Genomic DNA, 11,633 nt, shown 5'->3' with positions numbered 1-11,633 from the left:
TCTCAAGAAAACAAGTAATAATAAGATTCCAATTTCGTACAGTCTGTAAAACACCATTTCTTTAAAAAACTGACTCAACGGCATCTCAATCAAGACAGCCGTTTAGGGAGCATTACTATCCTCTCTATACGCCAAGGTGAGGTGTGTGTTGCATTTACATCATTGCCTATCGCGGATCAAATCCGACTTCGACATGAAAGCTGGAACCACATGCTCCAAAATCAGTCTACTTCAGCGGCCTCTTTTTGACGGCGTTTTTGTTGTTTTAAAAGATAGATTTCTTCACGATCAACACTTACGCCCTTGGGGGCAGTGATGCCAAATTTAATATTTCCATGTTCTTGGGTGATAAACGGTACAAGTTCTATGCACTGATTATTTTTAATGATAATGAGCTTTTCTTCAAAAGCTACTTTAGTTATTTCCATTTTAGTTCTCGCTTGTAATTAATTTCCATCCTGCTGAGTTTAGCTAAATCCACTTAAATGCTCAATAGATTGTCACTTATCCTTTACTTATCTAGTCCCATGCCGTAGGTGCAAACTCCTGATTCCAGATATCAAACAATAGACGTTATTTAAATAAACACCTAAAAAGGACTTTTCATCAATTCACTTTAGTTGTTAAAAACAAAAATAATTATCTTTAAAGCACTTTGTTCAAATAAATGTCTATAATTAACGTATAAATTTCATTGGACGAAAGTTTATGCTCACCCAGAACTTCTCAGAAATCATTTATCCTATTAAACAAAAACTGGAATCAAACACCATAAATGTGCTTTCAGCAGATGAAATTGGAAACATAAGTTTAATGCTGCGGGGGTATTTAGGTTTAATTCAAAATGGATACGCAACACAAAATGATTCAGCGCTTCCATCAGAACAATACTTCACATTTCTAATAAACATATTATCTCAGCTTACACCCATACAAGAACAAAAGATTAAAAACCAAAAGCAATCGCTCATTGACACTCTAATGGCAGAAATCAACACCATTTTTAACCAAATGGACTCCATACTCCAACCTAAAAATTCTACAAGTCCAGCACTTAAGGCACTGAACACATCAAAAGAATTGCTTTGCAAAGAATTAGTGATGTGTAGTAACAACCAAGAACAAGGAAGCATGGATCTCATTCGCACAGCCTTTGATTACAGCAATCGAATGAAAGAACAATTCATCCGCTTAAAACATGATTCAAAAATGAATGAATTGATGGTCTGCGAGGAGCAATTTGCTTTAGTAACCACCTCTTATCTAAAAAAAATGACTCACGTATACACACTGGAAAAAGATAATAATCACAGCATCTCTTATGTCGCGAGCTATAAGTTTCGTGATTATTTAATCAATTGTTAATTCAATACGTTAGGAGAAATTAATGAGTATGAATTGGAATGATGTTTTTGGTGAAGTAAAAGAAAAAAAAACACCCAACATACAAATATCACCTCATGTTGAATTGCCCATGCCTAATGTCCAACAAGTTCATGAACAACTAAACCACGCCATTGGGCAAAACTTATTTGACCACATTAAACGAACTCAAAATCTTCTCAATTCCCATCAAATCGGCTCTACAGGTAAAAAACAATTAAGAGAAACGTTGGAATTTTTTGTTAATGCAGTTCACCGAGATATGAATCTATTAGAAGATACCCAATCTCTTTTAGCAATGACCAAACCAATTTTGTACCGGATTACTACGGAGCAACAGCAACACTTTGATAAAATGCTTCAATTATTGGACAAAGCCAAATCAAACTACAGTGCAAAATTAAAAAAGTTTCATATTCATCATGCTCCTTTCAAAATGAGTGATGCCGTAGAGAAAAAGCTCACAGCCGATATTCATAAGAAAGTAATCGGCTTGATTCAAGATGGCGATCTCAAAAATGCGGTGGTGATGTTGTTGGGATTTCACTACAGTTATACTCAAGAGCAAGCTGCCTCATTAGTTGAAGCCGTAAAAAAAATTGATTTAGAGCACTCTGAAGCCTTTCTGGAACTATTAACTCACCGCCTATATTCGAAAGAATGCGTTAACCCAGATAGGATTGAGTACAGTATGTTGCAAAATAATTTGTTTCTACAAGATACTTCTATCCTTCCTTGTCCCAAAAACATGCTGTTCTTTTTAAATCCGACCCTCGAAGGGTTGATTCAAAATAAGAATGCGGTCTGTGAAACCAAAGCAAAGCAACAGTTAATTGAGTTGGTCGAAGAATTTAATTCATTTATTGATTCAATTGCATGTTCCATTTCATCCATTGAAGAAAAACTAAGGCTCTAACGGGCCAATCGTTTTAAACCCCTATCACGAGACACAACAAAGCTTTGTTGAGTTAGGTAACATTGAAGTTGCTCCTCTGATAGACCGATGCGAGTTCTTAAAAAATCCACAAGACATGGAAGGAGCACTGAGGCATTGGGCTTTGATTGAGCAAGCTCCAAGAGCATCTTGCAATAAAAATATTTATTACCGAATAGTTGATACGCCATGGTTTTTGCAATGAACACATAACCCATGACAATACTACTGAACACCAAATTAAGTTTTTCTTTGATGGTTAATTGAGCGGGATCAAGAAATAACGACTCCGCATTAAAAATAATTGATGCCTCTTCAATTTCCATCCGTCTTATCCGAAGCAAAAACCGAGCATTTCTTTTTTTGGACTTATGAAAAATTGTTTTTGTTTCTTGAGCATGACAACGGCTTAATAAAAACTCCAATAATTCAAGATTTTTGTTCGCTATCGCCGCATGGATTAGCGTGGCATCGCCCTCAATGAGTTCCTGAGGTGTCATCGGGGTCAACTGATCGATGCGTCTAATTATATCGAGATTTCCATTTTTAATTGCCGCTCGAAAAATCATAAAATCTTGATCCAATAACAACTCGTGAATTTGTTGAAGCGAAAGTCCATTAATCAAATAATTAAAAAAGGTAGGATTCTCGGAATATAAGGCCACATCAGCTAACATATCAGTAAAACATATTATCCTGTTGAAATGAGGGATGACTTTACTAAATAAACGCACCACCGAAGCATCTTTATTGTATTTGATGAGGGAAAATACAATGCTGTATTTTTTGGTTTCGATTATATCCCATAACTGATCCGCGTACTCGTGAACTATATACTCCACAATACCCATATATAAAGATCTAATTGCATGTTCAAATAAATTATATTCAGAAGAAAAAACAAGCCTGTCTTTAAGTTCAGGACAAACCGATATAATGTATTTTAAAACACGGACATCTGTAATATTTGAAACTAATTTATTCGGAGTGATCCCCATTAGAAAATCACTTACATCATCTCCTAATAAAGTCATTAAAAACTTGATTAAGGGAAAATTGGCACGCGCCAAGGCATGTAACAAAGGCATTCCCTCGTGGGCGAAAACCCATCGATTGGAACGACCAGGTATTTGCGAAGCCAACCATTTTACCAGGGTAACATCTTGCGAATGGCACGCATTAATTAACACTTCAAACTCATTGGCGGCAATCATCCACGGAGTTATTTGAGGATAACTGCGTACTAAAAACTTAACTACTGACCGAGCCCCCAAAAATGGCACATTTCGAAACGCATAAAAATTATCACTTCGTATCATCTCATGAGTTTTTTGCGGAAATTTATTCGATAAAAATTCAAGAACGGGTAACTGCCCGTGCTGTGCTGCTTTTCTAAATGCCGCATAATCTTCTGCAGCATTCATCGCCTCACAATGCGAGGGAAAACAGGACATTAATCGGACCAGCATGGGGACTTTTCCCTTAGAAGCAGCACTGATAAATGTCTTAAATAATCGGGCTTCAATTTTTGGATTTTCTTGCTTGGAAATATGTTTAAAAAATTGATTAAAAATCCGCACACGACCGTAACTTGCAGCCAAAAACACTATTTCGTACTCATTTTCTCGAATAAGGCGCTCCATCTCCTCGCGGCTCAAATGCTCACATAACTCATTTACAATTCGTAGATTACCTTTTTTCACTGCATGATGAATGATTGCATGATTATTATGGCGAACTACTTCATCCTTGGAACAATAATTTAGAGAAAATAAATAACGTAACAGCGTAAGATTTTTGGATGTAACCACGTTCATATAAGCTTCATAATTAGACTTACGTAACAAAAGCTCCGCCCCTTGAGGCCATAAAGCCAGTATTCTATGAACTAATGGCTCATTGTTATTAATGAGTGCTCGATTAAAAATCCAAAACCTATTTTTTATAGGAATCTTACTGAATTCAATCGGTTTTAAAGCCAATAAAAAATCAAACAATCTTATTTTAAATTCGGAACGCCAACCACATAAAACAAATACCTGATATCCATGCGCTTGTAATATAGGCTCCACATCCCCTTTAAATAGGGTAAAGAGAGAACAAATAATTTTTAATGAATACTCAGATACTGCTTCACGCACAAGACTAAAATGATCACACTCCATCTGATTCTGGAATTCATCAGGATGATGAGTCGCAAAGTAGCTCAAAAGATCCAGGCGATTCATTAAACAGATAGCCTTCAACGCGAAAAGAATACTTTCATGATTCCATTCAACGATGTTGAAAAACACCGAGGGTTCAATTTTGGGGTAGGCAGATAACAAACATAAATAAACCGTCTTTTTGCGCCATTTCATCGAATGAAAATGAATGCGTTGAGGCATCGTTGTCATTAACTGAATTTCACTTCGAGTTAATTGCTGTTTAAAATAACGTTTCCATATTTTTTGGGGGATTAATCCGGCTTGAGAGTGTCTTCGACGCTGTAATTCGTTTAAAAACATCATAATAATCCATTAGATTGTCCCTAACTCCTTATAGTTTAGACCCATTGACCAACACCATGCGCAACAAACGAATTTTTTTCACACAAAAGATACCGCCAGCACGGAATAATGCACAAAAAGCCTTTAAGAAAGGGCTTCTTAAAAGCTTTTTGAGAGACTAAAAAAGTGGGTTTCGCACTTATTTCCTAATTGAGGTTCCTTGACTATTCAGAGATGCAAGTGTTTGGGATTCGTTCTCAATCCCTTCTTTAATCACACCTACTTTTTTCTCTAAGTAGTCTTTCTCAAGAAGCGCTAGTTTATTTTCTAATTGGGAGGCCTTCAGTCCACGATTATAAAACGAGTTTGGATTATTCCTCATCCTTTGATCATTAGCTTCTGAACGCTCTTTAAGCCAGCCTCTAATATTCGTTTTATCTCGTGTAACTAAAAAATTAAGTGGTTTTTCACCGCCCAACGCGCCCATGCTGGCAGTAGGCTCCCCTCCTACGAGTTCCAGTTTATTCAATAAGGTCACATCATCCTGTGCTAAAGCATGGAGTATCGTTGCATCACGCACCAAAGAAACCACCTCCGTAAAGGTGGCAACCGCTTCCCTTGACCTGATACACGCACTTGAATCAGGCCGTCTGCGCTCCAAGCGGGCAAGATTTTCCTGTGTTAACTTCAACTGGTCAACTGCGAGTTGGTACGTTAATTGTCCATCCCCTTCGATGAGGGTCGGATTAATGTTCATTGGATCTTTTAATGCTGCTTTAAGCAAATCAATTCGCTCCGAACTAATAAGAGCATCGCTATTGGTAATTAACGCTACGCCATCACTACTTTTAAGAGAAAAATCCAACTGTGGATGGGTCACCAGGCTCTTAAGCAGTGCTTGAGAATCTTCTTCAACCGCCCCTCTCAACAAGCTAAGCTGGAATAAAGAAGATTGGTACTTTTCAGAATACGCATTGACCAGCGTTGAATCTTTTTTTAATAATTCGATGACTTCCTCATATTTTTTATCATCATAGGCTTTGAACACATCAGCGGGAGTAGGCATTGTCGCTCCTTAATAAAACGTTAATAATCTCAAATTTTGCGCAGTATATACTAATTTATCCCTAAAATTGAATATTTTTTCATTTTGGTGATATTGTAACCGATTCCTCTTCCTTATTGGCTAAATAGTCCTCTAATGCGTCTCGAGCTGCATCTAACTCATCAAGTACCGGTTGTACTTTAGGAAATACACCTTGAGACGCACTAATTTTATCGTACAGCTCATCCATCTTTTCCTGGGCTTTTTCGGGATTATTGGAAATTTCATTAATGAGTTCTTTGATGTCATCGCGCGTGTTTACGATGGCTTCGGAAGAATTTGTATTTTCACTAATTTTAATTTTCTCGTTAATTAAAGCAAACAACTCACTTAGTGGATTATTATCCTTCTTTATAGGGTTTGCCTCTCCATTGAGTTGTTCACGTTGTTCCATGTTTTGCGCTTTAAGGTCTTTAAACAGGCGCATTTTTTCATTGTCATTTGTCAAATGTCGATCAGACGGGTTTTCCTGAGGTAATTCTTCCACCTCTTCATTGCTCTTGATTACTTCATCCAGTCCTAAATCAACCTCATCAATAACAACTTCATTCGCTTCGTGTTCTGATGTATTAAGAGTAAAAGAAGAGTGTTGCAAATCAGATGCTTCGGTATGAGATGCCTGCTTCGCTACAGTTGAATCATCCAGGACTGTAAGCCCCTCTAATTGAGCCGCAAGGGGTTGGACTTTATCTTTTAATGAGTCTGGTAAAAAGGGAACGTTCTCTTTAAGTTGATCTGAGATACGACTAAGTATCGTGTTGCATTGTTCTGAGCTAGTCGCTGAAGCCAACTGCTTTCGATGAACATTAATAGCATTTCTCAGTTGAAATAAGTTATTTTTTTCAGAATCAGATAGCCCTGACAAATCAGTCTCGTCTATTACCTGGACGATTTCTTTAAGTTGTTCATCAACCTCATCTTTACATGCTGTTCTGCATTCTTTGAGTTTTTCACTTAATTCAGATCGTGCTTGTTCGAACTCAGCATCAAGCTTATTTACTTTCGATTTTAAACCCTGATGTCGAGCTTGGTGCTCAACATACGCCTCTTGTAGTTCTGTACTGTGCGGATGTTTTTTACAGCATTTTTTAAGCCCTTCACTCATGTCATTATGCATGCGCACCCAATCGCGCTCATACTGCTCAACGGCGACCGAGTCTAGGCCTCCGTTTGCATGATATAAATTTCGAGATTTGAGCTCTTTCACTCTAATATTAAATTCGTCTTTTAATGCTTTAACATCATTATGTTCGGGACTACCCTTTTTCAATTTAGCGAACACATTATCAACAAGCTTAATATCGTCTTCAACAGCTTCTTGATAAATAGCTGCTTTTTGCTGATGATAATTATTTGTTATACGTTTTAATTCATTTTCATAATGTTGCCATTTTTGGAAATTAGACCAGCTTGGATCAGGTTCATTCCATGAAAATGCAGACGGAGGAACGTATAAAACAGATGGAAGAGGCCTGTCTACTACAGGGTTTTTGGAAATAAACTGCCCCTCTTGATTCATTTGTTGTTGATGATAGTGGTGCTTCAACTCATCAACAAACTGCGCCCATTTTTCTTTTGTTCCCAACACCTCCTCAAATAACTTACTGAGCAAATAATATTGCTGGGTGATTTTGAGAAAAAAGAAAATATCTCTGTTGCATAATTCCACAAAAGCTTCATAGGCAACTTTTCTTAGAAACTCTTTATCTCGTTCTGTTTTGTTCGCATGAAGCGTTTCTCTAATTGACGAAGCCAGAAAATGCAGATGAGGTCTACGCTCAAGTTCATTTAAAGACAAAGGCTCACCAAAATAGTGCACCTCTTTTTGTTGTTCCGTCTGTACTCTAGAGACTGCCATCTGTATGTTCCATAAGTTCCTTCTTAGAAAATTATAGAACAAATTACACAATATGCTTAATTAAAGATCACGCGCAGCATTTCATTGTGTTTTCTTCGTTTTCCAGCTCTTTTTCAATAATCCATTGCTCATCGTATAAAACGCTTAACTCCTGTTTCAACGTTACAATTTGTTGTCGAATAAACAACGTATGATCTTCATCTGTTTGCTGATAAATACTCTCTGTAAGCGTTTCTATCAAAGCGCCTTTTTCCACGATTTGCGCTTCAATATGCATTAACTTCTTATTTTTTTTCGTCAAATTAAGGTCATTAGATGGATTCATTTCTCGCTCTTTTTGTTCTTGCCATTTCTTATCTCGCATTTGTTGTTTGTCTTTAAAGTTTTGGCCAAGATAAAAATGCGTATAAAACCCTTTTGGAGTTTTCCACTGATTAGAACGTAATTTTTTAGCAAGAATATTATTCCGATGTTTAAAGTCATTTACCTGGGGCAAGCAATATGTTGTATTGATTAATGAGAACAAATATTCCGCAGCAACTTGTTGCGGAGACGAAAGCTGCTTTTTATGCTCGAATGTTAAATTAAAAAAGGTTCCTAAAAGCGTTTTCCTTATTTCATCCGGTATTTCTTCTTTGATTTCTGTATCTACATAATTTTGAATTGACTCGTACTGACTAATCAGTTTTTCTAAAGTCGAGTTTTCCACAGAAAGAAAAAGTTTTTTAAACTTAATATTATTATTAAAAGTATTACGAAGATCTCTTATATATGATTCTCCAGTTTTAAGAGAATCAATTATCTGTTTATTATCAAAATCTGTACTATTTGGTTTTTTATCATCCCTTTGCATTTGTGATTTAACGTTTTTTACTTGGCGATCTTGAGATGTTTTGGGGCTGTTTATTGGATCGGCTTTGATTAAATCAATAAACTTATCTGTTATATGGATATAACCACCCATCGTTACATAATATTCACCGTTACTGTTTTTTCTATTGTATCGGGCTTGACGTCGCTCTATAAACCCCTCTTTTTCGAATTCTTTTAGGTATTCTCTTAGGGTACTGAGTTTTATTTGAGTTTCTTCAACAATTTCGTCATGAGGTTTCATAAACCACTTTTTGTCCGAATTCTTGAGTGTATATGTACTTTTTTGCCAGCCTAGAAGAATGTAATCCATCAATTGCGCTTTTCGCGCACACGGAATGATCTTTATGAGATTTTTGAATCTCGTATGAAAAATAGAACAAAGGTTCCCCATAGATAATATCCTTATCTTATTGTTTTTTTTGGGGAACGAAGCTAAAATAATAAATGGATGGATCCAAAAATTTCGATGGAACTTCGAATTCCTTTTTAAATTTTTGGTGTTTGGCTTCGTTCCAAGCTAAATAAATTTTAAAGTTATGGGGAGTTGGCGCTCTCCGTAACTTTTTCTCATAATTCTTTGTTTTTTTCTTATCTAATTTCCCAAGTAACATTTTTCTTTTTCTAGCTTAGATATTATCTTAATAGAACTTTCTATGTCAATATCGTTGATTCAGTTCCTTAAAAGAACTATTATGTTCATTCGTTAGAACCTTTTTTGGCTTTAGACAGGCCTTAAATATGTCTAAATGGATTGAAAATGACCAAAAAATATGAGGATCTGAATATGACAGCGATGATAGACGATACGGATACTAATGACAGAATAAAAAAAATAAAAGAACTGCATCTAATGAAGCATTCTGATATTTCTGAAATTACCGGTTATTCTGTTAATACTATAAAAAAGTGGATGATGGGAAAGGAGCAAAAATACTATACGAAAGCTCCTATTCAAGCGTTAAGACTTCTTGAATCTTGGAGTCAACATGGGAAGAGCTCTGAAGTTAATGATACTGTTTTAAAATTCGCTGAAGTTTGGAGTATTATTACTAATAAGGGCGGTGTAGGAAAAACTACACAGGCTTTTAACTTTGCTCTTATACTTGCTAACACGTACAGAAAGCGGGTTTTGGCTATCGATTTAGATCCTCAAGGCCATTTAAGTTTATCTTTAGTAAAATCACCATCGAATATTGGATTATCAACTAGTGATTTACTTATGGGAAAAATTGGTGAGCCGTTTAAATATAATGATAATCTTGATGTTATTGCTACTGGTAAGGAATTAAGAGGGGTTCTCGATGCTATCCCTCCTCAAGATTTGCTATTTAGATTAAAGGAAAAGATTCAAGTTTATAAAAGCCAATATGATGTAATTATTTGCGATGGTATTCCAACGGATTCTCCTTGGTTTGATGCAATTTTAGCTGCCACAACAAAAATTGTTATGCCTTTTACAATTGATTTATATGATAGTTGGGGAATGCAAGATGTTTTTGACAAGGTAGAAATACTGAAAATGAGAAAAGTGGCAGATGATCTAAAAGTTGCTGCTATTGTGGGAAATGCTATGTCGAAACCAATGTCTATATTCGACAGTGCAATTATTAATAGTCTAAAAGAAGTTTACCCAAACGAGTTTTGCCCAACAGTTATATCAAAAAGTGTTAAAATCAAAGAATGCAAGAGCCCTGCTATTTCTCTATCTATAGTTGATTATGAACCGAAATCAGGAGTTGCTGACGAGTATTTAAATGTTATAGATTTTATCTTAAAAGCATAAGGTTGAATTATGAAAACTGATAAACGTAAGGAAGCCGTTTTCGGCGCTATTCTTAAAGATAGTACTTCTGATTGGAAGAACATTGCTAATAAAGAAATTGAAGAGAATAGGGTTTTAAAAGATAAAATCGCCACTCTGCAAATAGAATTAGATAATCAATCAAAGCAAGATATTTTGGAAGTCGATCCTACCAAATGCTGTAATTGGAAGTATGCTGATAGAAATAAATTTGAGTTAGGGAATATTGAAGAGTTAGCCGACGATATAAAAATGAATGGGCAATTACAACCAGTTATTCTAAGAAGAATAGAGTCGTTGGATTATCTCTACGAGGTTATAGCAGGAGAGAGAAGATGGAGAGCCTGTCTTTTGGCTGGCGTTACATTAAAAGCGATACTTACAAATGAAGACGAAGTTGGGTGTATGATCATCCAAAGCAGTGAAAACAAAAAGAAAAGCCTTTCTCCTTTTTCATTAGCTGTAGCATATGAAAAGTTAATGAAGGATCTTAATATCTCTCAAAATGAACTAGCACGTAGATTAAATTTGCCTAAAACCTCGTTGAGTGAATTAATGGCTTTCAATAAAGTCCCCAAGGAAGTTTGGGTTGCTGTTGAGGATATGAGCAAGGTTAAACCAAGAACGGCGGCTTTTTTATCAACTATATGTCTCAAAGGTGATGCATATATCGAAGTGGTGATTAAATTAGCACCTATGATTAAAGACGGAATGGGTGCAGAAAACATATCAAAGCTAATAGATAAATCTTTATCTAATACTAAAACTAATAGAAGTGCTACACGGGTTTATGAATCGCAAAAAGGAGAGGTTCTTTTTAGGATAACAACTGAAGGTCGAATTTCTTTATCAAAATCAGTCCTTAAAAAGACCGATTTAAATACATTAACTGATTATTTAGGAGCTTATTTGGAAAATAATGTGTAGTGTACGCGCCGCGTACACTTAAGCCCCTCCAGAACCTGAAGTGTGCTTGTGCTTAAGGCATATTTCTTAGTAATCCAACAGTTGCTCCTATTTATCCAAACCAATAACTAAATAAGATCTAATTTAATGATGATTAGAGGCTTGTTTGGAATCAGGAATTAAGTGTACGCGGCGCGTACACTTAAGAATCCCCCAGAACCTGAACTGTTCTTGTGTTTAAGGGAGATCTCTTAGAAATCTAACAAATGCTCTCATTTATCTAA

At 36.0% G+C, this 11,633-nt stretch carries 9 protein-coding genes; 4 read left to right on the top strand and 5 right to left on the bottom strand.

The features are described 5' to 3' along the window. Positions 1–221 precede the first annotated feature (221 nt). The gene (locus BN3124_RS00105) at positions 222–428 is read right to left on the bottom strand and encodes a carbon storage regulator (protein WP_058532847.1); all 207 of its coding nucleotides are present in this window, start codon (positions 426–428) and stop codon (positions 222–224) included. Between the two features lie 280 nt (positions 429–708). On the opposite strand from BN3124_RS00105, the gene BN3124_RS00100 reads away from it, so the two are divergent. Both BN3124_RS00100 and BN3124_RS00095 read left to right on the top strand, forming a co-directional pair. Next, positions 709–1,365 carry a hypothetical protein gene (locus BN3124_RS00100; protein WP_058532846.1) on the top strand — a complete coding sequence of 219 codons (657 nt, stop codon included), beginning with the start codon at positions 709–711 and terminating at the stop codon, positions 1,363–1,365. A gap of 22 nt (positions 1,366–1,387) precedes the next feature. Beyond that, the gene (locus BN3124_RS00095) at positions 1,388–2,299 is read left to right on the top strand and encodes a hypothetical protein (protein WP_058532845.1); all 912 of its coding nucleotides are present in this window, start codon (positions 1,388–1,390) and stop codon (positions 2,297–2,299) included. On the opposite strand, the gene BN3124_RS00090 is transcribed toward BN3124_RS00095, so the two are convergent. The 4 genes from BN3124_RS00090 to BN3124_RS00075 form a co-directional block, all read right to left on the bottom strand. Beyond that, entirely contained in the window at positions 2,296–4,827 is a 2,532-nt protein-coding gene (locus BN3124_RS00090; RefSeq protein ID WP_149865158.1) for a hypothetical protein, read from the bottom strand. The two genes, BN3124_RS00095 and BN3124_RS00090, sit on opposite strands and share 4 nt — an antisense overlap. A gap of 178 nt (positions 4,828–5,005) precedes the next feature. Next, positions 5,006–5,872 (bottom strand): hypothetical protein, encoded by an 867-nt coding sequence (locus tag BN3124_RS00085; RefSeq protein WP_058532843.1) that lies wholly within the window; start codon positions 5,870–5,872, stop codon positions 5,006–5,008. A gap of 79 nt (positions 5,873–5,951) precedes the next feature. After that, a complete protein-coding gene (locus tag BN3124_RS00080) occupies positions 5,952–7,769 on the bottom strand; it encodes a hypothetical protein (protein WP_058532842.1) in 1,818 nt (605 codons plus the stop codon). Between the two features lie 67 nt (positions 7,770–7,836). After that, positions 7,837–8,883 (bottom strand): hypothetical protein, encoded by a 1,047-nt coding sequence (locus BN3124_RS00075; protein WP_230849018.1) that lies wholly within the window; start codon positions 8,881–8,883, stop codon positions 7,837–7,839. A gap of 516 nt (positions 8,884–9,399) precedes the next feature. On the opposite strand from BN3124_RS00075, the gene BN3124_RS00065 reads away from it, so the two are divergent. Both BN3124_RS00065 and BN3124_RS00060 read left to right on the top strand, forming a co-directional pair. Further along, positions 9,400–10,425: a ParA family protein gene (locus tag BN3124_RS00065; RefSeq protein WP_058532839.1), complete on the top strand. Its 1,026-nt coding sequence runs from the start codon at positions 9,400–9,402 to the stop codon at positions 10,423–10,425. Between the two features lie 9 nt (positions 10,426–10,434). Continuing rightward, complete coding sequence (locus BN3124_RS00060) at positions 10,435–11,370, top strand: ParB/RepB/Spo0J family partition protein (RefSeq protein WP_058532838.1); 936 nt, start codon at positions 10,435–10,437, stop codon at positions 11,368–11,370. Positions 11,371–11,633: the final 263 nt, after the last annotated feature.

The sequence above is a fragment of the Legionella saoudiensis genome (genome assembly GCF_001465875.1).
Taxonomy (GTDB): Bacteria; Pseudomonadota; Gammaproteobacteria; order Legionellales; family Legionellaceae; genus Legionella; species Legionella saoudiensis.
This window is presented reverse-complemented; position numbering and strand designations above follow the sequence as displayed.

Bases quoted from the DNA above. Each gene is read 5' to 3' on its own strand.
- BN3124_RS00060 (WP_058532838.1), top strand. From the start codon at position 10,435: ATGAAAACTGATAAACGTAAGGAAGCCGTTTTCGGCGCTATTCTTAAA.
- BN3124_RS00090 (WP_149865158.1), bottom strand. From the start codon at position 4,827: ATGATGTTTTTAAACGAATTACAGCGTCGAAGACACTCTCAAGCCGGA.
- BN3124_RS00105 (WP_058532847.1), bottom strand. From the start codon at position 428: ATGGAAATAACTAAAGTAGCTTTTGAAGAAAAGCTCATTATCATTAAA.
- BN3124_RS00075 (WP_230849018.1), bottom strand. From the start codon at position 8,883: ATGAAACCTCATGACGAAATTGTTGAAGAAACTCAAATAAAACTCAGT.
- BN3124_RS00085 (WP_058532843.1), bottom strand. From the start codon at position 5,872: ATGCCTACTCCCGCTGATGTGTTCAAAGCCTATGATGATAAAAAATAT.
- BN3124_RS00065 (WP_058532839.1), top strand. From the start codon at position 9,400: ATGACCAAAAAATATGAGGATCTGAATATGACAGCGATGATAGACGAT.
- BN3124_RS00095 (WP_058532845.1), top strand. From the start codon at position 1,388: ATGAGTATGAATTGGAATGATGTTTTTGGTGAAGTAAAAGAAAAAAAA.
- BN3124_RS00100 (WP_058532846.1), top strand. From the start codon at position 709: ATGCTCACCCAGAACTTCTCAGAAATCATTTATCCTATTAAACAAAAA.
- BN3124_RS00080 (WP_058532842.1), bottom strand. From the start codon at position 7,769: ATGGCAGTCTCTAGAGTACAGACGGAACAACAAAAAGAGGTGCACTAT.